This window comes from Pseudomonas maumuensis (assembly GCF_019139675.1).
GTDB lineage: Bacteria > Pseudomonadota > Gammaproteobacteria > Pseudomonadales > Pseudomonadaceae > Aquipseudomonas > Aquipseudomonas maumuensis.
In genome coordinates this window covers 3,820,202-3,844,809 of record NZ_CP077077.1, presented here as the reverse complement: position 1 = coordinate 3,844,809, position 24,608 = coordinate 3,820,202, and the positions used below count along the sequence as shown (strand labels likewise).

The following is a 24,608-nucleotide window of genomic DNA, read 5'->3' as shown; positions in this document are numbered from 1 at the left end:
CAAGGATCATACGTGCCGGACGGTTGATCACCAACACGCAAGCGGTTGCAGGATCCTACAAATGTGCTGTGACAAGCTGTTTTTTTATAACAGTTTCTTTCAGAGCATAGCGGCTGATTGTGTGCCTGTGGGGCCGCAACGCGGCCCTGATGTGGTGCAGGGGGGCTACAACCCAGCCTCGCGCTGACGCGCCTCATCTTCCTGCAAGGCGTCGGCCTCATCCCGGCGACGAATCTTCAGCTCACTCACCACCACCGCCAGCACGATCAGCGCCCCGCCGATCAACGCCACACCAGGCAAGCGCTCGCCGGCAATTCGCCCAACAATGCCGGCCCACACCGGTTCGCCCGCGTAGATCAGCGTGGCGCGAGTCGGCGAGACCGACTGCTGCGCCCAGTTCATCGCCACCTGAATTACCGCGCTCATGGCCCCCAGGCCCACCGCGCTGGCCAGCAGCAGCCAGGAAAAATCGGGGAGCTGCTCTTGGGTCGGCACGATCATCAGGAACGACAGTGCCGAGGCGGTGGCCAACTGCACCACGGTGACCCGTCGCACATCCACCTTGCCGGCGTAACGGCTGATGAGAATGATCTCGCCAGCGATTGCCACCGCGCTGATCAGCGTCACCACCTCGCCTTCGCTGAAGTGCAGCGCGCCCCCCTCGGGGCCGGCCAGCAGCATCAGGCCGATGAACGCAAGGCAGATGCCGATGCTGGGCATCAGGCCGGGACGGCGGCCGAGCACCAGCCATTGCAGCAGAGGCACGAAGGGTACGTATAGCGCCGTGATGAACGCCGACTGGCTGCTGCTGATGGTCTGCAGGCCCATGGTCTGCAAGCCGTAGCCGAGCATGATCGATACGCCGATGAGCACGCCGGCCTTCAGCTCGGTGAAGGTAAGCCCCGACAGCGAGCGGGCCGCCACCAGGCCGACGAACAGCGCCGCGGCGGCGAAGCGCAGGCCGACGAAGAACATCGGCCCACTGACGGTCATGACGTTATGCACGATAAGGAAGGTGCCGCCCCAGAGCATGGTGATGAACACCAGCACCAGTTCGGCCTTGCTCAGGCGGAAGGTGACGGCGGGCTTGCTGGGAAAGGCCTGGCTCATGGTCTTGCGCACTCGGAAGGGGCGGCGCACAATTCGCCGCAAAGTGGGCAGTATACTGCGCACTCCCTACCAGTGAGCAATATAGTGCACAAAGATTCCGAGCACCGGGCTTCGGTGTTGCAGCATGTCAGCCAGAACGTTCGCCGCCTACGCGGTGACGCCGGCCTGAGCCAGGCCGCCCTGGCCGAGCGTTCCGGGGTCAGCCGGCGGATGCTGGTGGCCATCGAGGCCGGCGAGAAGAATGTCAGCCTCACCACGCTGGACCTGATCGCCGAAGCGCTCGGGGTAGCGTTCAGCACCCTGATTCAGGCGCCGGAGCGGCGCGACCCTAGTCGCATCGAGGAGCTGGCCTGGGCCGGTGAGCACCCAGGCAGCCGCGCCGTGCTGCTTGGCAGCAGCCCGGCGCGGCGAGAGGTCGAATTGTGGGAGTGGACGCTGGCGCCCGGCGAGTGCTACGCCAGCGAAGCGGATGCCGCAGGCTGGAGCGAGCAGATCTATGTGGCCGAAGGGCGCCTGACGCTGATCATCGAAGAAAGCGAACGGCAACTGGGCAAGGGCGAGTTCTTCGTCTTCCCTAGCGATCGCCGCTATGCCTATCGCAATGACGGCGAGGAGCCAGTGCGCTTCGTGCGCAATGTGGTGATCTGAACGTTCAGCGTGCCAGCAGCTCGTCGGTGCTGGCCACGTTGGCGTAGGCGAACGCCAGTGCCGCCATCGCCGAGGCATGCACATCGGCCGCTGGAACCAGCTTGCCGTCGAACTCCAGCGCCAGGGTGGCGCAGGCGTCGTGGGCCACGCTGACCGCGTAGCCATGGTCGGCGGCGGCGCGGGTTGCGGCATCGATGCACATGTGGCTCATGCTGCCGGCGAGGGTGAGCGCTTCGATGGCGTGGCGATCGAGCAGGGCCTTGAGGTCGGTGCCGCGAAAACTGTTGACCTGATGCTTGAGCACCACCGCTTCGTTGGCTGTCGGTGCGACCTTGGGGTGAATCTGCGCGCCAGCAGAACCTGGTACGAAGAAGGGCGCGTCGCTGCTCTCGAACTCATGGCGCACATGCACCACCAGGTCGCCACGCTTGCGGGCCGCAGCCAATAGCCGGGCGGCGTTGTCGGCGGCCGCGTCGGCACCGTCCAGGGCCCATTTGCCACCGGGGAAGTAGTCGTTCTGGATATCGATGATGATCAGGGCGCGCTTGCTCATGGTGCCTCCTGCGGCAGTAGTGATGAACTGTCGATAGTTATAGGCTTGGGCGATTGGCTTGAGGATGGGCGCGAGCGACACAATGACGGCAAAAACTGACAGCCTGGAAATTGGCGTGCTGATCTATCCCGGCGCGCAGTCGGCGGCGATACATGGCCTGACCGACCTCTTCGCGGTGGCCAACCGGGTCGCGGCGCAATTGGGCGCCCACGAAATGCCGGTGCTGCGGGTCACGCATTGGCAGCTCGATGCGGCAGGGCTGCTGCAAGTGGTGCATGACAGCCAGCCGCAGGGCGGCCACGCGCTGCGGGCCCTGATGATTCCTCCGAGCCTTTCGGCGACCCCTTCTGCCGAGGTGCTCCAAGCGCATAGCGCCGTGCTTTGCCAGATGCACGGCCAGGGCACCGTGCTGGCCTCGGTGTGTATCGGTGTGTTTCTCGTCGCCGGTAGTGGCCTGCTGGATGGTCGGGCGGCCTGCACCCACTGGAACTATGCCCAGGCCCTTACCGAGCGTTTCCCCAAGGTGCGGGTGCAAGGCAGCCAACCGTTGCTTGATGACGGCGATATCGTCACTTCCGCCGGACTGATGGCCTGGACCGACTTGGGCCTGCACCTGATCGAGCGTTTTCTCGGCCATGGCCTGGCGCATGAGACTGCGCGCTACCTGTCGGTCGAACCCGCGTCGACGCCCTTGCCTGGAGCGTTGTTCCAGCCGCGCCTGGAGCATGGCGACGAGGCAGTGTTGAGGGTCCAGCACTGGTTGCAAGGGGAGGAGGCCCGGGCTGCCAGCCTGGCCGATATGGCACGCTGCGCAGGGTTGGAACCACGCACCTTCCTGCGCCGCTTTCGCGCCGCCACTGGCCTGCGCCCCACCGAGTACGCGCAGCAGGTGCGGGTCGGGCGGGCCTGCCGGTTGCTGGAGTTCACCCGGCGCAGCGTCGATCAGATCGCTTGGGGTGTCGGTTACCAGGATCCTGGTGCCTTTCGCAAAGTGTTCCAGCGCCTGACCGGGATGACCCCCAGCGACTACCGGCGGCGGTTTTCGACCATCGGCGGCTGACCCTCAGGCGTGGCTGGGCGGATGCGGCCCGGGCCCTTCATCGGCCAGGCGGTCATGATGGTTGCGTAGCGGGCATTCCTTGAGTGACATGCAGCCACAGCCGATGCAGCCATCGAGCTGGTCACGCAACATCGCCAGCTCGTCGATGCGCCGGCTCAGGTCGTCGCGCCAGCGCGCCGAGAGGCGCTGCCAGTCGTCGGCGGTGGGCGTGTGGTCGCAAGGCAGGGTATCCAGGGCGCTGGCGATGTCGGCCAGGGGAATGCCCAGGCGCTGGGCCATCTTGATTACCGCCACGCGCCGTAGCACGGCTCGCGGGTAACGCCGCTGATTGCCGGCGTTGCGCGTGCTGTGGATCAGGCCCTTGGTCTCGTAGAAATGCAGGGCGGTCACGGCTACCCCACTGCGGGCGGCCAGTTGGCCGACGCTGAGCAGGCGTTCCTGGGAGGAGGGTGGCTTCATCGGCAACAAAATCCTTGACCTTGACTTAGCTAGAGGTTTTACCCTCCACGACCATCTGCTGCAAGAGCCCGAAACGAGGAGATGCGTCATGGCGGTCAACACCCATTCCCTGTGGTTCACCCAGATGATCGAGTACGACGTGCCACCGCTGCGCCAGGATGCGCTGGCCGAGGCGCTGGTGACGCGCAGCGAGCACCTGGCACAACGCTGCGACGGCTTGCTCAGCGTCAGCATCCAGGTCAGCGACGATGGCCGCCGGGTGCTGCAGCACCTGCGCTGGCAGTCACGTCAGGCTTGGGCAGCCGCCGCGGGCTGCTTCATCGAGGAACCCTTCCTCGACCTGCTGGGCGAGCACCAGGCGCGCGGGGTGAACTTCGCTGCGTATCAGACCTTGCGCAGCCTGGTGCGCGGGGCCGATGGCGGCCTGCACTGCCAGCTGGGCAGCACTCAGGCGTACCAGGGTGCGTAGTGAGGGTAGCGGTCGAGGCGGGCGCCGATGACCATCTCGCTGATCCAGGCTGTGAGAATCGCGCTGTAGGCCTTCTGGCTTTCCTCGCTGGACAGCGCATGGTCGGCGCCGTCGACCCGACGGTGGGTCATCGAATGGGCACTGACGAACGCCGAGCGGTAGCTCATCAGTGTGCTGTGGGGGACGTAGTCATCTTGCTCGGACTCCACCAGCAGCACGTCGCCGCCGAACTCGGCGCAGGCCGCCAGGGCGCGGTTGTCGGCCGGGCCGAGGCTGCGCAGACGGTAGGCGTTCAGGCGTTGGCGATCCAGGGCCTGCTTCGGTGCGTTCCATTCATCGTCCCAGTACAGGGCCGGCACCCTCAACGCCAGCCACTTCACCGGGCGGTGCGGGGTGAGCAGGGTGGCCAGGTAGCCGCCGTAGCTGCTACCGATCACGGCGATGGCGCCGGGGTCGACGGCCGGGTGGCTGGCCAGCCGGTCGTAGGCGGCGAGCAGGTCGGCCAGGTTCTGTTCGCGGGTGACGGTTAGGCGCTGGCTCTCGGTCTTTTCGTGGCCGCGCAGGTCGAAGGTCATGCACACGCAGCCCAGCCCGGTGATCTGCCGGGCGCGGGCCAGGTCACGCTGCTGGCTGCCGCCCCAGCCATGGACGAAGAGGATCCCTGGCATGCGGCTGCCGGGGCTGACCAGGGTGCCGACGATGCTTTCCCCTTCGACGTGCAGTTCCACGGTTTCACTCTCGATGGTCATGGTCGCGTATCCGTGCATATTTGCTGAGTTGTCCGAGTTCACTGTCGTGCCCCTGATAGAACAGTGTGGCGTCGGCGGGCAGTCGCGCCCGGCCGAATACCTCGTGGGTCGATGCGCATAGCCGCTGCAGCGCCGGATCCTCGGCAAAGGCCGTCAATGCCAGGGCCTCGGCCGGACTGGCGCCACCCAGGCGCCAGGATTGTTCGAGCACGCCACTGCGCAGATGGCCGTGGCTGTCGCGGCCACGGGCGATGTCGTAGTTGCGGCGTGAAGCGATAAATCCGGGGAAGTAACGTTCGGCGGCCTGTTCGTAGGCCATGGCCTGGGTGATGGCCAGACGTAGGTGATCCGCGAGCGGCAATTGCAGCAATTGCTGGTAGTCGCCACGCACGAGCACCAGATCGGAGCCGCCGTACACTTCGCTGCCTGCGTGATCGCGGGTCAGGTGCTGGGTACCGTGGTAGCTCAGGGTCAGCCCTGCCACACGTACTTGGCCGACACTGAAGGTCTCGACGTCGTCGAGGTCTTCTTCCAGGACCAGGCCCCACAGTGCCAACGTCTGTTCGTCCATGCCCTCCAGCAACGGTTCCAGGGCCTGGGCGTCACTGATGACCTGCTGGCCCCGACCGGCGCAGGCCAGCACCGGCTTGATGCGTACCGGCCCCTCGCGCAGCAGCAGCTCGGCCGCCCGGCGGGCGTCGCCCTTGGAAAACACCGTATAGCCACGGAGCAGGGCATCGCAGGCTTGCTGTGCAAACGCATCGGTCCAGCCGGGCGGGAAGCTGGCGTCGGCAGGCACTGGGTGGGAGATGGCCTTGGTAGCGAGGTGCGGATGACTGACGGCTCCGCCAAAAAGGTCGTTCTCGTCCTGGATGCCGAGCATTGCCTGACGCGTCGGATCGACTATGGTTTCGCTCGGCACGTAGTAACAGCATGCTTCGGCGTCGGGCAGAGGCGTTGGCTCGACGCGCTCGATGCCCAACAGGCGTGCCAGGTACTCGGCGATCCTCAGTTGGGTCGCCCGCTCGTGTTCGGGTGTGTGCTCGCGGGTATCGAGCAGTACGACAGCGCTTTTCGGTTCGCGGGAGTGGGGCATGGCCAACCTCGCGTTCGCAGGGGGTGTAAGGGGTGTGAAGGCGCGCAGGCTGTTTAGTTCAGGAGGAAGGATCGACGGTCGGCAGGGCACTTGGGGCAATGCATGCCTTGTTACGGTCGTGGTGATTGCGGGCGCCCGCCAGCTGTTTCATTATCGACGGCCTGGACCCGTCGACACCTATCCGCAGGAGTGCGCATGAACAGTCAGTCCCCGCTTCACGAATCCGTACCGGCGCGGCTTGCCCGCGTGCGCGAGGCCATGGCCAGGGAGGGCGTTGCTGCCCTGCTGGTGCCCTCGGCCGACCCGCATCTGTCCGAGTACCTGCCTGGTTATTGGCAGGGGCGGCAATGGTTGTCCGGTTTCGAGGGGTCGGTGGGCACGCTGGTGGTCACGGCGGATTTCGCTGGGCTGTGGGCTGACAGCCGCTATTGGGAGCAGGCGAACAAGGAGCTGGCCGGCAGTGGCATCGAACTCATGAAGCTGCGGCCCGGGCAGCCAGGCGCGTTGGAGTGGTTGGGTACGGAGGTCGACGGTACCGTGGCGGTGGATGGTGCGGTCATGGCAGTGGCCGCTGCCCGTCAGTTAAGCGAACGTCTGCAGGCGCGGGGCGCAAAGCTGCGTACGGATATCGATCTGCTGACCGAGGTCTGGAGCGACCGGCCATCGTTGCCGGGCAATCCGGTTTACCAGCACCTGCCGCCCCATGCGACCGTCAATCGTGCGCAAAAGCTTGCCGAGCTGCGGGGCACCCTGCAGGAAAATGGCGCCGACTGGCATTTCATCGCCACGCTCGACGATATCGCCTGGCTGTTCAATCTGCGTGGCAGCGACGTTTCCTACAATCCCGTGTTCGTCTCTTTCGCGTTGGTCAGCCAGGACAAGGCGTACCTGTTCGTCGGGCGCGACAAGGTCGATGGGCACCTGCGCCAGGTATTGGCGGCCGATGGTATCGAGGTCCGTGACTACGTAGCGGTCGGCGACGCGCTGTCGGCGATTCCGGCCACGGCCAGTCTGCTGTTGGATCCGGCACGGGTCACCCGTGGGCTGCTGGATAACCTGCATGAGCAGGTGCGGCTGGTCGAGGGCATCAATCCGACGACCTTGAGCAAGTCGCGCAAGGGTGAAGGGGATCTCGCCCATATCCGTCAGGCTATGGAGCAGGACGGCGCGGCACTGTGCGAATTCTTCGCCTGGCTTGAGACGAATCTGGGGACCCAACGCATTACCGAGCTGACCATCGACGATCAGCTCAGCGCGGCCCGTGCCCGCCGTCCGGGTTTCGTGTCGCTGAGTTTTTCCACCATCGCGGCCTACAACGGCAATGGCGCCATGCCGCACTACCGCGCCACCGAGCAGTCCCATGCCGTGATCGAGGGCAATGGCCTGCTGTTGATCGACTCAGGTGGGCAGTATCTAGGGGGAACCACCGATATCACCCGAATGGTGCCGATCGGCGAGCCGAGCCGCGAACAGAAGGCGGATTGCTCGCGGGTGCTCAAGGGCATGATCGCGCTGTCCAGGGCCAGGTTTCCGCGTGGGATCCTCTCGCCGCTGCTCGATGCCATCGCCCGCGCGCCGATCTGGGCTGATCAGGTCGATTACGGGCATGGCACCGGCCACGGTGTCGGCTACTTCATGAATGTGCATGAAGGCCCGCAGGTGATCGCCTACCAGGCGGCCGCCACGCCGCAGACAGCCATGCAGCCGGGGATGATCAGCTCGATCGAGCCTGGGACCTACCGGCCGGGGCAGTGGGGGGTGCGTATCGAGAACCTGGTGGTCAATCGCGAGGTCGGTACCAGCGAGTTTGGCGAGTTCCTGGCGTTCGAAACCTTGACCCTGTGCCCGATCGACACGCGCTGCCTGTTGGTCGAGGCGCTGGGCAGCGAGGACATCGCCTGGTTGAACAACTATCACCAGATCGTGAGGGAGCGTCTTGCCCCACTGCTCGAAGGCGAGGCGCTGGTCTGGCTGGAGCAGCGCACCGCACCTCTCTGAAAATGACAAGGGCAGCCATTGGCTGCCCTTTTATATTCGTTACTTGCAGATCACGATCATGCTGCGGCTGGTGTAGCCGGCGGGATTGATACCGAAGACGTAGTCGCCGGGCTCCTCGTCGGTGTCACCGGAACGGGCGATGACTTTGTAACCTTTGCTGCTGCAGGAGCTCGCAGCTTTGCTGTAGCACTTCTCCCATGACGAGGAGAGTCCCGAGCAATTGATATGCAGCCCTTTCTTTCCTCGCTTCACTTCGGTGTTGGCGGTCGCGGCACATCCAGCGATGGCCAGGATGCCCAGGATGAGCAAAATACGTTTCATTCCTGTCCTTTATATGGCCCGACTACATGGACGGACCTGATGTCTGCGCTGTGCTTCTTCCCTGATTGCCCCGGCGTCCATGTACCACTCAGTAGATAGCGTCAAGATTATGATCTGGCGACAGCTTAATCAGCGATGTCGGTCGGTACAAGTCTGCAGGGTGGCTAAATGCAAATATTTCTCAAATCAGTCGGCGGCCACCGGTGGCGCTGTTTCCCGTTTCATGGAGAGGGTGGCGCCCACTGAGGCGGTGATGATGGCGAGGATCGCCAGCCATTGCCAGAGGGTGAGTTGTTCGCCGAGGAACAGCAGTCCGGACAAGGCGCCAAAGGCCGGCTCGATGCTCATGAGCGTGCCGAAGGTGCGCGCTGGCATGCGGGTCAGCGCGACCATTTCCAGGCTGTAGGGCAGGGCCGTCGACAGGATGGCCACGCCCAGGGCCACCGGCAGCAGGGCAGGGGTGAGCAGTGCGGCTCCGGCATGGGCGATACCGATGGGGGCGACGAACAGTGCGGCGATTACCACGCCCAGGGCGGCGGTCTGGATGCCGTTCTCGGCTCCGGCTTTTTGCCCATAGAGAATGTACAGCGCCCAGCATACACCGGCGCCCAGGGCGTAGGCGGCGCCGATCGGGTCGAGGCTGGCCCCCGTCTGGCCTACGGGTATCAGCAGCAACAGCCCGGCGACTGCCAGGGCGATCCACAGGAAATCCAGCGCTCGTCGCGAGGCCCACAGCGCCACTGCGAGCGGCCCGGTGAATTCGAGCGCCACGGCGATACCAAGAGGCACGCTGCGCAGGGACATATAGAAGAGGAAGTTCATGCCGCCCAGGGCCATGCCGTAGATGATCACGCTGCGCAGGGTGCTGGCGTCCAGGCGCGCGCGCCAGGGCCTCAATATAAGCAGCATGATGATGCTGGCGAAGATCAGGCGCAGCGCTGTGGTGCCTTGGGCGCCAACAACAGGGAACATGCTTTTGGCCAGCGAGGCTCCGGACTGGATGGAAGCCATGGCGATCAGCAGCAGGCCGATGGGGAACAGCGTGGTGGCCAGGCTGCGTTGGGGGGAATTCATGTTGGGTTCCGTTGTTGTAAGCGCAAGGGTGCGCAATATAGTGCGCAGCGGAATGTGTGTTGGCAAGGTCGGGTGTTGTTTCGGTAAGCGCGGCTGAGACTATGGAGCGCATGGCAGCTGCCATGCGCTTCCGCGTCATATTTCTGAAATAAAAGGTTGACGGGCTTTCAGATCCCCTTATAATGCGCCCCACTTCCAGCGACATCGGAACGAAAAACTCCTTGAATATCAACGAGTTGATCGATCAAGAGGGTTGCGGAGGTGCTTCGGTCGTCAGATCGGCAGCGGTGAAAAAGGCAGTTGACAGCAGGTTGTAACGCTGTATGATTCGCCTCCCGCTACGAGAGATCGCAGCGAGTCAAGTGTTTGAAGTTGAACGGGTTTCTCGCAAAATACTTCGAAATAAACGCTTGACAGCAAATGAGGAAAGCGTAGAATGCGCGCCTCGGTTGAGACGAAAGATTCTTAACCAACCGCTCTTTAACAAATTGAATCAAGCAATTCGTGTGGGTGCTTGTGAGTACGGACTGATAGTCGCCAAGATTATCAGCATCACAAGTGGCCATGCGAGAAATCACATAGTCATTTGAGATTGCTGAGCCAAGTTTAGGGTTTCTTAAAAACCCAAGCAGTATTGAACTGAAGAGTTTGATCATGGCTCAGATTGAACGCTGGCGGCAGGCCTAACACATGCAAGTCGAGCGGATGACGGGAGCTTGCTCCTTGATTCAGCGGCGGACGGGTGAGTAATGCCTAGGAATCTGCCTGGTAGTGGGGGACAACGTTTCGAAAGGAACGCTAATACCGCATACGTCCTACGGGAGAAAGCAGGGGACCTTCGGGCCTTGCGCTATCAGATGAGCCTAGGTCGGATTAGCTAGTAGGTGAGGTAATGGCTCACCTAGGCGACGATCCGTAACTGGTCTGAGAGGATGATCAGTCACACTGGAACTGAGACACGGTCCAGACTCCTACGGGAGGCAGCAGTGGGGAATATTGGACAATGGGCGAAAGCCTGATCCAGCCATGCCGCGTGTGTGAAGAAGGTCTTCGGATTGTAAAGCACTTTAAGTTGGGAGGAAGGGTTGTACGTTAATACCGTGCAATTTTGACGTTACCGACAGAATAAGCACCGGCTAACTCTGTGCCAGCAGCCGCGGTAATACAGAGGGTGCAAGCGTTAATCGGAATTACTGGGCGTAAAGCGCGCGTAGGTGGTTCGTTAAGTTGGATGTGAAAGCCCCGGGCTCAACCTGGGAACTGCATCCAAAACTGGCGAGCTAGAGTATGGTAGAGGGTGGTGGAATTTCCTGTGTAGCGGTGAAATGCGTAGATATAGGAAGGAACACCAGTGGCGAAGGCGACCACCTGGACTGATACTGACACTGAGGTGCGAAAGCGTGGGGAGCAAACAGGATTAGATACCCTGGTAGTCCACGCCGTAAACGATGTCAACTAGCCGTTGGAATCCTTGAGATTTTAGTGGCGCAGCTAACGCATTAAGTTGACCGCCTGGGGAGTACGGCCGCAAGGTTAAAACTCAAATGAATTGACGGGGGCCCGCACAAGCGGTGGAGCATGTGGTTTAATTCGAAGCAACGCGAAGAACCTTACCAGGCCTTGACATGCAGAGAACTTTCCAGAGATGGATTGGTGCCTTCGGGAACTCTGACACAGGTGCTGCATGGCTGTCGTCAGCTCGTGTCGTGAGATGTTGGGTTAAGTCCCGTAACGAGCGCAACCCTTGTCCTTAGTTACCAGCACGTTATGGTGGGCACTCTAAGGAGACTGCCGGTGACAAACCGGAGGAAGGTGGGGATGACGTCAAGTCATCATGGCCCTTACGGCCTGGGCTACACACGTGCTACAATGGTCGGTACAGAGGGTTGCCAAGCCGCGAGGTGGAGCTAATCTCACAAAACCGATCGTAGTCCGGATCGCAGTCTGCAACTCGACTGCGTGAAGTCGGAATCGCTAGTAATCGCAAATCAGAATGTTGCGGTGAATACGTTCCCGGGCCTTGTACACACCGCCCGTCACACCATGGGAGTGGGTTGCACCAGAAGTAGCTAGTCTAACCTTCGGGAGGACGGTTACCACGGTGTGATTCATGACTGGGGTGAAGTCGTAACAAGGTAGCCGTAGGGGAACCTGCGGCTGGATCACCTCCTTAATCGAAGACATCAGCCTGCTGATGAGCTCCCACACGAATTGCTTGATTCATTGTGTAAAGACGATGCTGTAACGCGACCCTGTTATAGGTCTGTAGCTCAGTTGGTTAGAGCGCACCCCTGATAAGGGTGAGGTCGGCAGTTCAAATCTGCCCAGACCTACCAATTACTTGGTGCGGCTGGTCAATGGGGCCATAGCTCAGCTGGGAGAGCGCCTGCCTTGCACGCAGGAGGTCAGCGGTTCGATCCCGCTTGGCTCCACCACTCTTTCAGGTTTCGCAGCACTGCTCAGAACTTAGAAATGAACATTCGGTGATGAATGTTGATTTCTGACTTTTGTCAGATCGTTCTTTAAAAATTCGGATATGTGATAGAAATAGACTGAACACCAGTTTCACTGCTGGTGGATCAGGCTAAGGTAAAATTTGTGAGTTCTGCGCGAAAGCGCGACGTACGAATTTTCGGCGAATGTCGTCTTCACAGTATAACCAGATTGCTTGGGGTTATATGGTCAAGTGAAGAAGCGCATACGGTGGATGCCTTGGCAGTCAGAGGCGATGAAAGACGTGGTAGCCTGCGATAAGCTTTGGGGAGTCGGCAAACAGACTGTGATCCAGAGATCTCTGAATGGGGGAACCCACTCAGCATAAGCTGAGTATCTTGTACTGAATACATAGGTGCAAGAGGCGAACCAGGGGAACTGAAACATCTAAGTACCCTGAGGAAAAGAAATCAACCGAGATTCCCTTAGTAGTGGCGAGCGAACGGGGACCAGCCCTTAAGCTGGTTTGAGATTAGTGGAACGCTCTGGAAAGTGCGGCCATAGTGGGTGATAGCCCCGTACACGAAAATCTCTTGCCAGTGAAATCGAGTAGGACGGAGCACGAGAAACTTTGTCTGAACATGGGGGGACCATCCTCCAAGGCTAAATACTACTGACTGACCGATAGTGAACCAGTACCGTGAGGGAAAGGCGAAAAGAACCCCGGAGAGGGGAGTGAAATAGAACCTGAAACCGTATGCGTACAAGCAGTGGGAGCCTACTTTGTTAGGTGACTGCGTACCTTTTGTATAATGGGTCAGCGACTTATATTCAGTGGCGAGCTTAACCGAATAGGGGAGGCGTAGCGAAAGCGAGTCTTAATAGGGCGCTTTAGTCGCTGGGTATAGACCCGAAACCGGGCGATCTATCCATGGGCAGGTTGAAGGTTAGGTAACACTGACTGGAGGACCGAACCGACTACCGTTGAAAAGTTAGCGGATGACCTGTGGATCGGAGTGAAAGGCTAATCAAGCTCGGAGATAGCTGGTTCTCCTCGAAAGCTATTTAGGTAGCGCCTCATGTATCACTGTAGGGGGTAGAGCACTGTTTCGGCTAGGGGGTCATCCCGACTTACCAAACCGATGCAAACTCCGAATACCTACAAGTGCCGAGCATGGGAGACACACGGCGGGTGCTAACGTCCGTCGTGAAAAGGGAAACAACCCAGACCGTCAGCTAAGGTCCCAAAGTCATGGTTAAGTGGGAAACGATGTGGGAAGGCTTAGACAGCTAGGAGGTTGGCTTAGAAGCAGCCACCCTTTAAAGAAAGCGTAATAGCTCACTAGTCGAGTCGGCCTGCGCGGAAGATGTAACGGGGCTCAAACCATGCACCGAAGCTACGGGTATCACCTTTGGTGATGCGGTAGAGGAGCGTTCTGTAAGCCTGTGAAGGTGAGTTGAGAAGCTTGCTGGAGGTATCAGAAGTGCGAATGCTGACATGAGTAACGACAATGCGAGTGAAAAACTCGCACGCCGAAAGACCAAGGTTTCCTGCGCAACGTTAATCGACGCAGGGTTAGTCGGTCCCTAAGGCGAGGCTGAAAAGCGTAGTCGATGGAAAACAGGTTAATATTCCTGTACTTCCAGTTATTGCGATGGAGGGACGGAGAAGGCTAGGCCAGCTTGGCGTTGGTTGTCCAAGTTTAAGGTGGTAGGCTGAGATCTTAGGCAAATCCGGGATCTTAAGGCCGAGAGCTGATGACGAGTGCTCTTTAGAGCGCGAAGTGGTTGATGCCATGCTTCCAAGAAAAGCTCCTAAGCTTCAGATAACTGGGAACCGTACCCCAAACCGACACAGGTGGTTAGGTAGAGAATACCAAGGCGCTTGAGAGAACTCGGGTGAAGGAACTAGGCAAAATGGCACCGTAACTTCGGGAGAAGGTGCGCCGGTGAGGGTGAAGCACTTGCTGCGTAAGCCCACGCCGGTCGAAGATACCAGGCCGCTGCGACTGTTTATTAAAAACACAGCACTCTGCAAACACGAAAGTGGACGTATAGGGTGTGACGCCTGCCCGGTGCCGGAAGGTTAATTGATGGGGTTAGCGCAAGCGAAGCTCTTGATCGAAGCCCCGGTAAACGGCGGCCGTAACTATAACGGTCCTAAGGTAGCGAAATTCCTTGTCGGGTAAGTTCCGACCTGCACGAATGGCGTAACGATGGCGGCGCTGTCTCCACCCGAGACTCAGTGAAATTGAAATCGCTGTGAAGATGCAGTGTATCCGCGGCTAGACGGAAAGACCCCGTGAACCTTTACTATAGCTTTGCACTGGACTTTGAGCTTGCTTGTGTAGGATAGGTGGGAGGCTTTGAAGTGGGGACGCCAGTTCTCATGGAGCCATCCTTGAAATACCACCCTGGCAACCTTGAGGTTCTAACTCAGGTCCGTTATCCGGATCGAGGACAGTGTATGGTGGGTAGTTTGACTGGGGCGGTCTCCTCCCAAAGAGTAACGGAGGAGTACGAAGGTGCGCTCAGACCGGTCGGAAATCGGTCGTAGAGTATAAAGGCAAAAGCGCGCTTGACTGCGAGACACACACGTCGAGCAGGTACGAAAGTAGGTCTTAGTGATCCGGTGGTTCTGTATGGAAGGGCCATCGCTCAACGGATAAAAGGTACTCCGGGGATAACAGGCTGATACCGCCCAAGAGTTCATATCGACGGCGGTGTTTGGCACCTCGATGTCGGCTCATCACATCCTGGGGCTGAAGCCGGTCCCAAGGGTATGGCTGTTCGCCATTTAAAGTGGTACGCGAGCTGGGTTTAGAACGTCGTGAGACAGTTCGGTCCCTATCTGCCGTGGACGTTTGAGATTTGAGAGGGGCTGCTCCTAGTACGAGAGGACCGGAGTGGACGAACCTCTGGTGTTCCGGTTGTCACGCCAGTGGCATTGCCGGGTAGCTATGTTCGGAAGAGATAACCGCTGAAAGCATCTAAGCGGGAAACTTGCCTCAAGATGAGATCTCACTGGAGCCTTGAGCTCCCTGAAGGGCCGTCGAAGACTACGACGTTGATAGGTTGGGTGTGTAAGCGCTGTGAGGCGTTGAGCTAACCAATACTAATTGCCCGTGAGGCTTGACCATATAACACCCAAGCAATTTGCGCGTAAGCCGAATTGTGGTGGTGAAGACGAAGCAACCGAAGATTCGTAAGACCACAAATATCGCATATCCGAATTGGCTGGCATGTCTGCAAGGACGTACTGGCAACCGAATTTCTTGACGACCATAGAGCATTGGAACCACCTGATCCCATCCCGAACTCAGCAGTGAAACGATGCATCGCCGATGGTAGTGTGGGGTTTCCCCATGTGAGAGTAGGTCATCGTCAAGATTCATTTCGCAAAACCCCTATCTGCGCGAGCAGGTAGGGGTTTTGTCTTTGTGGCCGATAAAATGCTCGACGGATTCCCGCTTGCCGGAGATACGCTGCGTAGCGGCATTCTCCCTGCTTGTCTCGCTCTCTCATCTATCCTATCTGCACTCATTCGGCGCTCAGGTGCGGCAAATCTGCATATGGGTTGCGACTTAAGTCCGATGGCGGGTGGCTGGTACCCGTCCATACTCAAGGTTCGCCCTTCAATAACAACAAGTACCGGGTTGCGAACCAATGACCTATCAGCAGAGCTACGCCCATTCCATCTCCGACCCCGTCACCTTCTGGCAAGCCCAGGCCGAGCAGCTCGGCTGGCAGCGCAAGCCGACCGTCACCTTGCAGCAGAACGCCGATGGTACCCACCGCTGGTTCGCTGATGGCCGCCTCAATAGCTGCTACCTGGCCCTTGACCACCAGATCGAGCAGGGACGCGGGGAACAACTGGCATTGATCTACGATTCGCCGGTGACCGGCGTGCAGCAGACCTTTACCTACCTCCAACTGTGTGACGAGGTGGCGCGGTTGGCAGGGTTGTTGCGTTCGCTGGGCGTGACCAAGGGCGATGGAGTGGTCATCTACATGCCGATGGTGCCGCAGGCGGCCATGGCCATGCTCGCCTGCGCCCGCATTGGTGCGGTGCATTCGGTGGTGTTCGGTGGCTTTGCCGCGAACGAACTGGCGCTGCGCATCGATGATGCCCGGCCCAAGCTGCTGTTGACGGCTTCCTGCGGCCTGGAGTTCGATCGTCTGATCGAATACAAACCGCTGGTCGATCGCGCTCTGCAATTGGCTCATCATCAACTTCGGCATGTTTTGGTGTTGCAGCGTCCGCAGGTGTGCGCAGACCTGCAGCCCGGACGGGACCTGGACTGGCAGCAAGCGTTGGTCGGTGCCCAGCCAGTAGCTCCCGTGGAACTGGACGCGGGCGATCCGCTGTACATCATGTATACCTCTGGCACCACGGGAAAACCCAAGGGCATCGTCCGGGAAAACGGTGGCAATGCAGTCGCGTTGTGTTATGCCATGCGTCACGTCTACGGCATGCAGGCAGGGGATGTCTGGTGGGGGATCTCGGACGTTGGCTGGGTGGTGGGGCATTCGCTGATCGTGTACGGGCCGCTGATGAGCGGATGCACCACAGTGTTCTACGAGGGCAAGCCGATCCGCACACCGGACGCCTCGGCCTATTGGCGGGTGGTGGAGCAATACCAGGTCAATGGCTTGTTCTGCGCGCCCACCGCCATGCGTGCCATTCGCAAGGAGGACCCAGAAGGCGAGTTGCTCCGCGCTCACGATCTCGGCTCGTTGCGTCAGTTGTTCCTGGCAGGTGAGAAGCTCGACTCCAGCACCCATGAATGGCTCGAGCGGGTCAGCGGCAAACCGGTGCATGACCATTGGTGGCAGACCGAAACCGGCTGGCCGGTGACGGCGCCTTGTGTCGGGCTCGAAGGCAGCGTGGCGCGCCCGGGGTCGAGCAACCGCGCGGTGCCGGGGTACCACGTGCAGGTTCTGGATGATGAAGGTCGACCGCTGGGGCCGAACCAGCAAGGCGCCATCGTGATCGCGTTGCCGTTGCCTCCGGGTTGCAGCCAGACGCTCTGGGGCGATCATGAGCGTTACCTGCAAGCTTATCTTCGCAGCTATCCCGGCTACTACCACACTGGCGACGGCGGGTACCTGGACGAAGACGGTTTCGTCTACATCATGGGGCGCACCGACGATGTGATAAACGTTTCCGGGCATCGCCTGTCGACCGGGGAAATGGAGGACTTGGTGGCGCGCCATCCGGCGGTGGCCGAGTGCGCGGTGATCGGCGTCCACGACGAAATCAAGGGCCAGGTGCCGTTGGCGCTGGTGGTGCTCAAGGATGGGCAGGCTATTGGCGAGGCGCAGTTGCAGGGCGAGTTGGTGGCCAACGTGCGTGAGCAGATCGGCGCATTGGCCTGCTTCAATCGTGTGCGCCTGGTGAAACGTTTGCCCAAAACTCGCTCGGGCAAGATTTTGCGGGCTGTGCTGCGCAAGATCGCCGATGGACAGGACTACGTGCCGCCTTCCACCCTGGACGACCCCGCGGTGCTTGGGGAAATCGAAGGCGTGTTGGCGGACTTGCCCAAGGCGGGCTGACGCCCTCGCGCAGTAGAATGATCACCTGCGAAGCGGGCTCCGCTCACCGCGGAGTCTGCGTCGCGGCTGAAGTCGCTCCTACAGCAAGGCCCGGAGATCGCCAGGCCCAACCTGATGCAGTTGCCCTAAACGGCTGCGCGTGCGCATCAGATCGGGGTGGGCGCCGTCCAGGCTCGACTCCAGTGCCTGGCGACCGATCACCAGCACCTCGCGGTCCTGGTCATACAGCACATCCACCAGGTTGGCGAAGCGCTGTTGCGCCGCCAGCGAACACATGGCCAGATCATCCAGGCCGTCGATGATCCAGCGGTCATAGCGCTCGACCAAGACCAGATAATCGATCACCGCGGTGGGCCGTTCGCACAAGTCGTCGAAGCCGAACATTACCTGGCGCCCCTCGCGCGATGCCGGGCATTTTGAGCAATCGAGAATGTGCCGGGCAACGATCTTGAAACGCGATAGGTCAGACCTTTTGCTCGAGTTGGCGCTCGATCATGTACTTGACCGCCAGGCGGCGCTCCTTGAGATGGCGCAGGTCTTCGTCCTCGAAGTTGCCTGCCGAGATCGACTCGGCAGCCAGCACCTGGTTATCGATGTCCATGTATTCGTCTAAAAGGCGATCGAGTTGCGGATCCTGTTGACGCCGCTGCTGGACTATCTCGCGAGGGTAGTGGAGGTCCTGATAGAGGTCATGGGAAACGGGCATGGCGTCCTCCTTGTGATGCGCCGATGGGGCTTATTTGATTGGAAGGGGGGAATGCGATTGTGTTGAAGCGAGACGGTGGAATTACGACGAGTGGTTGTCGTGAGTGCTGTGGCGGGGCGGGAAGAAATACTTCTCAACCGGACTGATTCAACTAACTTGCTGTTTTTCTGCAGTTTTTTTAAAAAAAAGCTTCCCACCTGGAAAAAAGGTTGTTAAAGTGCCGGCCATTCCCGAGCAGTAACACACGGAGCTGTGAGGGGGTTGTCAGTGAGGCGGTGAGCAGTAATCCGCCAGATCCGATACAGGGGCGTCGCCAAGCGGTAAGGCAGCAGGTTTTGATCCTGCCATGCGTTGGTTCGAATCCAGCCGCCCCTGCCATTTTCAAGATGTATCCTCTCCTCAATCGCCTTTCGGCGATTTTTTCGTTTCTGCCTACCTGTTTTCCAGCGACTCGGCCAACACCTGGGCGAGCACGTGTTCATGCACCGGTTTCTGCACGACCTGGCATCCTGGCAGCTCCAGCCCTTGCAGCTGGGCGTAGCCTGTGAGGAAAACCACGGGCAAGCGTGGGAAACGCTCGCGGGCCGCCAGGGCCAGTTGGGCGCCATTGAACTCAGGCATGGCGAAGTCGGTGAGCAGCAGGTCTATGCGTTCATTGAGCAGGGCCATGGCCTGTGCGCCATTGTGTGCCTGGTGGACCTCGTAGCCTTGGCGCTGGAGCAGATCGCCGATCATCTCGCGCACCAAGTGGTCGTCGTCCACCAGCAGGATGTGCCGCTCGGTCCGCTGAGCGGCCACAGGACGCGCATCGTCCTCTGCTGCAGTGAGGATGTCGGCGCGGTTTTTTACCGCGGGCAGGTAGACGCTCACCAGGGTGCCGCGGCCTGGCGTGGTATCAATGCGCACGCCACCCCCGGTCTGTTTGGCGAAGCCGAATACCTGCGCCAGCCCCAAACCCGAACCCTTGCCGATGTCCTTGGTGGTAAAGAACGGCTCGAACGCCTTGGCCAGTACCTCTTCGCTCATGCCGCAGCCGCTGTCGCGAATGCTCAATACCACGTAGTCGCCGGGCTCGGGCTCCTCCGGGCGCTGCGGGCGGTTGCTGACGCGGGTATTGCGCGTGGCCAGGGTAAGTTGGCCTCCCTCGGGCATGGCGTCGCGGGCGTTGATGGCCAGGTTGAGGATGATCATCTCGGTCTGGGTCGGGTCGGTCAGGGCCTGCCAGAGACCGGCGTCCAGCTGTAGGCGTACGGCGATGCTGCCACCCAGGGTACGGCGCAGCAGTTCCTCCAAGCCCGCCAGGGTGCGATTGAGGTTCAGTGGCACCGGCTCCAGCCGTTGCTTGCGTGAGAACGCCAGTAATTGGGCGGTCAGTTTGGCGCCGCGCTCGCCCGCTTCGCGGATGTGTTGCAGGCGCTTATGGGCCTTGTCCAGAAGGCCTTTGTCCAGGTCGTTACGCAAGAAACTGGCACCGGTGAGAATCACCGTCAGCAGATTGTTGAAGTCGTGCGCCACTCCGGCGGTGAGCTGGCCGACCGCTTCCAGGCGCTGCATCTGCTGAAGCGCGGCCTCGATCCGTTCACGCTCGGCAATCTGTTCGCGCAAGCGCTCGTTGGCCTCGGCCAGGTCCAGCACTGCCTCGCGTTCGCTGGAAATGTCGCGGGCGACCACATGCAGCAGATTGTCGTCTGGCACCACCACCCAAGACAGCCAGCGCTGCTGGCCTTCGGCATGCAGGATGCGGCCGACGAAGCGGGCGCTGGTGCGCCCTTGGGAGAGTGCGGCGAGTTCGGTGAGGAAGGTTTCCTGATCGGCTTCCGGCAGCAGCTGCAGCAGGGAATTGCGCCCCAGCTGTTCGCGGGGAAAGCCGAGCGTGGTTTCCCAGGCCGGATTCAAGGCCACTGGCGTCAGATCCTTGTTGAGCACCGCCAACAGGTCCTGGGACAGTTCCCAGGCGCGGTCGCGTTCGCGGGTACGGCGCTCGACCCGTTCGCCCAGCATCGTGTTGAGCTGCTCCAGCGCCCGGGTGGCCTGGCGCTGCTGGTGGATGTCCTGCAACACGCCGGAAAAGCGCTCGCACAGGCCGTCGACGAACTGCGTCTGGCCGGTGGAGAGCAACCAGCGAGGCTCCAGCGCGCCTGGTTGGGTGATACGAAACTCGGCCCGGTAGAGACCGTCGCTGTCCGGCCGCATGGCCTGCTCGACGGCGTTGCGCACACGAGGCAGGTCGTCGGGGTGGATGCCGGCGTAGAAAACCTCGATGTTCATCGGCGTGTCATTGGGGATGCCAAACAACATCTTGCAGCGATCATCCCACACCATCTGTCCATCCTGCGGACGGTAGTCCCAAGTACCCATGCCGGCGGCATCGATGGCAATACGCGCGCGGGCTTCGGCATCGGCCAGCGCCTCTTCGGCGCGGCGGCGACGCTGGCGCTCCTGCACCTCGGTCAACGCCCGGCGCACGGCCTTGGGCAGCAACGGCAAATTCTTCTTCAGGACATAGTCGGTGGCGCCGAGGCGGATCATCTCGACCGCGTGCTCCTCGCCGTAGATACCGGAGAGAAAGATGAATGGGATATGCGGGGCCAGGCGTTGGGCGGCGGCCAGCACATCGGCGCCAGAGGAGCCCGGAAGCACGCAGTCGCACAGGATCAGGTCGTACGAGGACTCGCGCAGGGCATGTTCGGCACCGACATGGTCGAACACCAGCCGTGATTGCACCTGCAATCCGCTGCGTTCCAGGCGGGTCAGGATCAACTCGGCATCCATGGCGCTGTCTTCGACCATCAACAGTTTCAGCGGGGTGTGTTGCATCGCATCCGCCTCAGTTGCTGCCGCGGCGATTCAGGCGCAGCGAACCGGGTGGCGGTTCGTTGAGCACTGCCCAGAACATGCCGAGCTCGGAGATGGCGGTGACGAACTCCTTGAACTCCACCGGTTTGACCACGTAGGCGTTGACCCCAAGTTCATACGCCCTGCTCAGGTCGGGCTCCTCCCGCGAGGAGGTCAGCATGACGATGGGGATGCTGCGCAGCTCGGTGGTTTCGCGCACCACCTTGAGCACTTCCAGGCCATCGACCTTGGGCAGCTTCAGATCCAGTAGCATCACGGCCGGATTGCCGTCGTCGCGCTCGGCGTAGACGTTGCGTCGTAACAGATAGTCGAGCGCATCGGCGCCGTCGCGCACGATGATCACTTCGTTGGCCAGCTGGCTGCGCTCCAGAGCGAGCAGCGTCAGTTCGAGGTCCCGGGGGTTGTCTTCGACCAGCAGGATGGGTTTGAGCATGGTGTCAGGACTCAGGTAGACAGGGGGTGAAGGGGCAGAGTGAAATGGAAGCTTGCGCCCTGGTCGATACGGCCCTCGGCCCAGACCCGGCCATCGTGGCGCTCGATGATCCGCCGCACACTGGCCAGGCCGATGCCGGTGCCCTCGAAATCTTCCATGCGATGAAGGCGTTGGAACACCCCGAACAGCTTGTCGACATAGGCCATGTCGAAGCCCACGCCATTGTCGCGCACATAGAATTCGACCTCATGCCGGTGGTGTAGTGCTCCGATCTCGATACGTGCCGGGTCGCGACCACGGGTGTACTTGATGGCGTTGGCGATCAGGTTGTGCAGGACCATGTTGATGAAAGCCGGATCGGCGATCACCTTGGGTAGCTTGGCGATTTCCCAAGCAATGGCGCGGCCGGCATAGTCCGGTGCCAACTCGGTGCGAATGGTATCGACCAGAGTGTTGAGGTCGACGTCGGAGCGGTGCAGCGCCGAACGGCCCATCTGCGAGAAGTTGAGCAGGTTGTCCACCAGGGTGCCGGCGAACTGCGCGGCGTCCTCGATATGGCCTAGGAAGCGCTTGCCGCGCTCGGACAACTGTTCCCCCTCGATCTCACCGAGCAACTCGCTGTAGCCGGCGATGTGCCGCAGGGGCGCGCGCAGATCGTGGGACACGCTGTAGGAGAATGCCTCGAGCTCCTTGTTCGAGCGCTTCAGCTCGCCGGCCAGTTGCGCCAGCTCTTCGGCCTTGCGCAAGACGATGCCGAGTACCGCGCCGCGCAACTCCATCACGGCTTCGACGAGCAGCGGTTGCCACGGCGCGCTGAACCCGCGGACCTCTTGCCGCCAGCGTTCGAAACTGAGCCGTGGGGCGAGATTGCCCTGCGGGCCGACGGACTTTTCCGGACGGCCAGCCCAGTCCACCGTGTGCGCTCGTTCCGCGCGGAACCACAGCAGGTAGTGCGAATGGAGCTGCGAGATGGCGACGGCCAGCACCCCGCCGGTGTGTCGGGCCAGCTCGGGCAACTCATCGATGTCGCGTTGCACGTTGTCGGTGTGGAACACCGTGTCATCGCCACGCCGTTCCAGCCAATGCGCGAGGGCAATGACCTGCGCCTCTGGTGGGGTGACGCCGATCAGCTCGCAGCGCTCGGCGCTGATGATCGCCGCGCCCGAGGCGCTGGCGAACTGCAGTAGCACCTCGGGCTGCGCGAGCAGGCCATCGCTGACACTGTCGTGGTCGGCCATCGAACCGAGCATGCGCACGATGTGCTGACGCAGGTCGAGCAACTGGCGCGTGCTGTCGTGCTTTTCGATGGCCTCGATCTGCAACGACAGCACGTTGGCCAGCAGCTCGCAGGCGGTTCGGGTCTGGAACCCCACCGGCCGCGGCTGGTCATGGTGGCAGGACACCAGCCCCCAGAGTTTGTCGTCGACCACGATGGACAGAGACATCGACGCCAGGGTGCCCATGTTACGCATGTATTGCAGGTGTACCGGCGAGACGCTGCGCAATGCGGCGAAGCTCATGTCCAGCGCCTTGCCGGTGCGCGGGTTGTTGGCCGGTACCAGGGGTGAGGGTTGATAATCGGCGTCCTCGATCAGGCGGATACGGTTGATCCGGTACAGTTCGCGGGCCTGGCGCGGGATGTCCGAGGCTGGGAAACATAGCCCCAGGTAGCTCGGGTAGCCGGCGTCGGCATCCTCGGCCAGGACCGTGCCGTTACCTTCGTCGTCGAAACGGTAGGCCTTGACGCGACCAAAGCGGGTGATGCGCTTGATCTGGCGCACCGAATGCTGCAACAGCTCGTCGATACTGGAGACCTGGTGCAGGGTACTCACGAATGCCCGGACCAGTGGGTAGTAGTTGTCCTCTGCAGTGGTCCCCGGTGCGATGCGATGGGGTTCGAATTCCAGGATCAGCACCTGGTCGTGACGATGGGCCAGCACCCGCAGTGGAGCGTGCCAGGGAGCCCCCTGATGCAGGTGCGTGTCGCCGATGTGAAAGGGGAAAATTTCGTCGTCGGGCAGGCTCGCCAGGCGCTTACGCAGGTCGAAGCTGTCGCTGGTCAGCTCGGCGAAAGCCTGCCCCGCCAGCGCGCGGGCGGGCACGCCCAACCAGTGTTCGGCATTCTCGCTGGCCTGGAGAATACGCAGGTCGGTCTCGTCCAGCACCAACAGGAAACCGTGGGGCTGAATGCTGCCCGGAACCTGGATCGGTTCTTGGGCACAGCGCTCGATGGCCTGGTCGAGCGAGGTCTGGTCGGTCGTCACGAGACTCTCCTGTAGGGTCCGTCCACGCATGCGCTTGCACAGGATATTTGTGGGTGAACGGTATCAGAATGCCGGCTGCTTTGCCGGAATCTGCTTATTTGAACGACGCCATGCGCAGGGGTTTCGTTCCCTGGCCGGGAAATTTCCCAGTGAACGACCACCTGGAGTGATTCCCTTTCCGGTGAATGCCAACCTCCGCCTTTTCATTAATGCCAAAGAGGGGTGGCCTACCCCGGCTCTCATCCAGCCGCGCTGCTACGCTCAAACTCAATCTATACCGACGAAGGATCGACAGGTGACGGAGCGCTGGATGGCCATGCTGTTGGGCCTGTGGTTGAGTGGCAACGCCATGGCGGCGGATTTTCTCGTCGAGGTGCAGGTTCGCGTGCAACGTGGCTGCATGCTGATCAATCAGCAGCGCGATGCCGGCCCACAGGCGTTGGGGCTTATCGACCTGGGCAGCGTGGCGCGGCTGGATGGCCCGGGAGCGCCAGTGGGTGGTGTGTTGCTCGCCCAGCGCCCGCCGCGTCTGGAATGCAATCCCGACACGCCATACCAGGTGCGTGTCGATGGCGGCCAGCACGGCGGTGTCGGCGAGTTGCGCTACCTGGCAAGCCACGATGCCCAGGCTCGACCGATTCCCTACCGGTTGTACCGCGATGCCGCCTGGCGCCAGCCGCTGGCAGTGGACGTCGCGCAATCGGCGCGGGTGCCGGACAGCGGCTCGGTGGAGCTGCCCCTCTACGCACGGATCGACAAGCTGGCCTGGGTGCCCCGCGCCGGCCTGTATGCCGATCTGCTCAAAGTCACGGTCACCTGGTAG

At 61.1% G+C, this 24,608-nt stretch carries 17 protein-coding genes, 3 tRNA genes, 3 rRNA genes and 1 pseudogene; 12 read left to right on the top strand and 12 right to left on the bottom strand.

Features of this window, described 5'->3' with window-relative positions:
• Positions 1-165: 165 nt before the first annotated feature.
• Positions 166-1,110, bottom strand: a complete 945-nt coding sequence (locus tag KSS90_RS17125) for a DMT family transporter (RefSeq protein ID WP_217866534.1) — start codon at positions 1,108-1,110, stop codon at positions 166-168.
• An 84-nt stretch (positions 1,111-1,194) separates the two neighbouring features.
• Between KSS90_RS17125 and KSS90_RS17120 the strand changes: the two genes are divergently transcribed.
• Positions 1,195-1,758, top strand: a complete 564-nt coding sequence (locus tag KSS90_RS17120) for a helix-turn-helix domain-containing protein (protein ID WP_217866533.1) — start codon at positions 1,195-1,197, stop codon at positions 1,756-1,758.
• A gap of 4 nt (positions 1,759-1,762) precedes the next feature.
• Here KSS90_RS17120 and KSS90_RS17115 read toward each other — a convergent pair whose 3' ends face one another.
• Positions 1,763-2,311, bottom strand: coding sequence for a cysteine hydrolase family protein (locus KSS90_RS17115; protein WP_217866532.1), 549 nt, complete (start codon positions 2,309-2,311; stop codon positions 1,763-1,765).
• Positions 2,312-2,393: 82 nt separating this feature from the next.
• Here KSS90_RS17115 and KSS90_RS17110 point away from each other — a divergent pair, with 82 nt between their 5' ends.
• Complete coding sequence (locus tag KSS90_RS17110) at positions 2,394-3,371, top strand: GlxA family transcriptional regulator (RefSeq protein ID WP_217866531.1); 978 nt, start codon at positions 2,394-2,396, stop codon at positions 3,369-3,371.
• A gap of 3 nt (positions 3,372-3,374) precedes the next feature.
• Here KSS90_RS17110 and soxR read toward each other — a convergent pair whose 3' ends face one another.
• A complete protein-coding gene (gene soxR, locus KSS90_RS17105) occupies positions 3,375-3,830 on the bottom strand; it encodes a redox-sensitive transcriptional activator SoxR (RefSeq protein WP_217866530.1) in 456 nt (151 codons plus the stop codon).
• An 88-nt stretch (positions 3,831-3,918) separates the two neighbouring features.
• Between soxR and KSS90_RS17100 the strand changes: the two genes are divergently transcribed.
• Positions 3,919-4,299: an antibiotic biosynthesis monooxygenase gene (locus tag KSS90_RS17100; protein ID WP_217866529.1), complete on the top strand. Its 381-nt coding sequence runs from the start codon at positions 3,919-3,921 to the stop codon at positions 4,297-4,299.
• Here the strand turns inward: KSS90_RS17100 and KSS90_RS17095 are convergent.
• Together KSS90_RS17095 and KSS90_RS17090 are read right to left on the bottom strand one after the other, a co-directional pair.
• The gene (locus tag KSS90_RS17095; protein ID WP_217866528.1) at positions 4,278-5,048 is read right to left on the bottom strand and encodes an alpha/beta hydrolase family protein; all 771 of its coding nucleotides are present in this window, start codon (positions 5,046-5,048) and stop codon (positions 4,278-4,280) included. The genes KSS90_RS17100 and KSS90_RS17095 overlap by 22 nt on opposite strands.
• The gene (locus KSS90_RS17090) at positions 5,032-6,144 is read right to left on the bottom strand and encodes a DUF3182 family protein (RefSeq protein WP_437180040.1); all 1,113 of its coding nucleotides are present in this window, start codon (positions 6,142-6,144) and stop codon (positions 5,032-5,034) included. Before KSS90_RS17090 ends, KSS90_RS17095 begins: the two co-directional genes overlap by 17 nt.
• A gap of 195 nt (positions 6,145-6,339) precedes the next feature.
• Between KSS90_RS17090 and KSS90_RS17085 the strand changes: the two genes are divergently transcribed.
• Positions 6,340-8,142 carry an aminopeptidase P family protein gene (locus KSS90_RS17085; RefSeq protein ID WP_217866526.1) on the top strand — a complete coding sequence of 601 codons (1,803 nt, stop codon included), beginning with the start codon at positions 6,340-6,342 and terminating at the stop codon, positions 8,140-8,142.
• Positions 8,143-8,181: 39 nt separating this feature from the next.
• On the opposite strand, the gene KSS90_RS17080 is transcribed toward KSS90_RS17085, so the two are convergent.
• Together KSS90_RS17080 and rhtA are read right to left on the bottom strand one after the other, a co-directional pair.
• Positions 8,182-8,463: a hypothetical protein gene (locus KSS90_RS17080; RefSeq protein ID WP_046854853.1), complete on the bottom strand. Its 282-nt coding sequence runs from the start codon at positions 8,461-8,463 to the stop codon at positions 8,182-8,184.
• Positions 8,464-8,649: 186 nt separating this feature from the next.
• On the bottom strand, positions 8,650-9,537 hold the full coding sequence (rhtA, locus tag KSS90_RS17075) for a threonine/homoserine exporter RhtA (RefSeq protein ID WP_217866525.1): 888 nt from the start codon (positions 9,535-9,537) through the stop codon (positions 8,650-8,652).
• A gap of 636 nt (positions 9,538-10,173) precedes the next feature.
• On the opposite strand from rhtA, the gene KSS90_RS17070 reads away from it, so the two are divergent.
• The 6 genes from KSS90_RS17070 to KSS90_RS17045 all read left to right on the top strand — a co-directional run bounded on the left by KSS90_RS17070 (position 10,174) and on the right by KSS90_RS17045 (position 17,526).
• Positions 10,174-11,710 (top strand): 16S ribosomal RNA (locus KSS90_RS17070).
• 86 nt (positions 11,711-11,796) lie between these two features.
• Positions 11,797-11,873, top strand: a tRNA-Ile gene (locus tag KSS90_RS17065).
• Positions 11,874-11,896: 23 nt separating this feature from the next.
• Positions 11,897-11,972, top strand: a tRNA-Ala gene (locus KSS90_RS17060).
• 245 nt (positions 11,973-12,217) lie between these two features.
• A 23S ribosomal RNA gene (locus KSS90_RS17055) occupies positions 12,218-15,110 on the top strand.
• A 134-nt stretch (positions 15,111-15,244) separates the two neighbouring features.
• Positions 15,245-15,360: ribosomal RNA gene (gene rrf / locus KSS90_RS17050) — 5S ribosomal RNA — on the top strand.
• Together the 16S, 23S and 5S rRNA genes with 2 tRNA genes alongside form the textbook arrangement of a ribosomal RNA operon.
• Before the next feature lie 276 nt (positions 15,361-15,636).
• Positions 15,637-17,526 (top strand): propionyl-CoA synthetase, encoded by a 1,890-nt coding sequence (locus KSS90_RS17045; protein ID WP_217866524.1) that lies wholly within the window; start codon positions 15,637-15,639, stop codon positions 17,524-17,526.
• A gap of 78 nt (positions 17,527-17,604) precedes the next feature.
• Here KSS90_RS17045 and zapE read toward each other — a convergent pair.
• Together zapE and KSS90_RS17035 are read right to left on the bottom strand one after the other, a co-directional pair.
• Positions 17,605-17,925, bottom strand: a pseudogene (gene zapE, locus KSS90_RS17040) (AFG1/ZapE family ATPase); the annotation flags it as partial.
• 64 nt (positions 17,926-17,989) lie between these two features.
• Positions 17,990-18,232: a hypothetical protein gene (locus KSS90_RS17035; RefSeq protein ID WP_217866522.1), complete on the bottom strand. Its 243-nt coding sequence runs from the start codon at positions 18,230-18,232 to the stop codon at positions 17,990-17,992.
• 303 nt (positions 18,233-18,535) lie between these two features.
• Here KSS90_RS17035 and KSS90_RS17030 point away from each other — a divergent pair.
• Positions 18,536-18,610: transfer RNA gene (locus tag KSS90_RS17030), tRNA-Gln, on the top strand.
• Positions 18,611-18,664: 54 nt separating this feature from the next.
• Here the strand turns inward: KSS90_RS17030 and KSS90_RS17025 are convergent.
• Genes KSS90_RS17025 through KSS90_RS17015 form a run of 3 tightly spaced genes read right to left on the bottom strand, consistent with a single transcriptional unit; the run spans position 18,665 to position 23,815 of the window.
• Positions 18,665-21,049 (bottom strand): hybrid sensor histidine kinase/response regulator, encoded by a 2,385-nt coding sequence (locus KSS90_RS17025; protein ID WP_217866521.1) that lies wholly within the window; start codon positions 21,047-21,049, stop codon positions 18,665-18,667.
• A gap of 10 nt (positions 21,050-21,059) precedes the next feature.
• Entirely contained in the window at positions 21,060-21,521 is a 462-nt protein-coding gene (locus tag KSS90_RS17020; RefSeq protein WP_217866520.1) for a response regulator, read from the bottom strand.
• Between the two features lie 11 nt (positions 21,522-21,532).
• Positions 21,533-23,815 carry an ATP-binding protein gene (locus KSS90_RS17015; RefSeq protein WP_217866519.1) on the bottom strand — a complete coding sequence of 761 codons (2,283 nt, stop codon included), beginning with the start codon at positions 23,813-23,815 and terminating at the stop codon, positions 21,533-21,535.
• Positions 23,816-24,080: 265 nt separating this feature from the next.
• On the opposite strand from KSS90_RS17015, the gene KSS90_RS17010 reads away from it, so the two are divergent.
• Positions 24,081-24,608, top strand: coding sequence for a Csu type fimbrial protein (locus KSS90_RS17010; protein ID WP_217866518.1), 528 nt, complete (start codon positions 24,081-24,083; stop codon positions 24,606-24,608).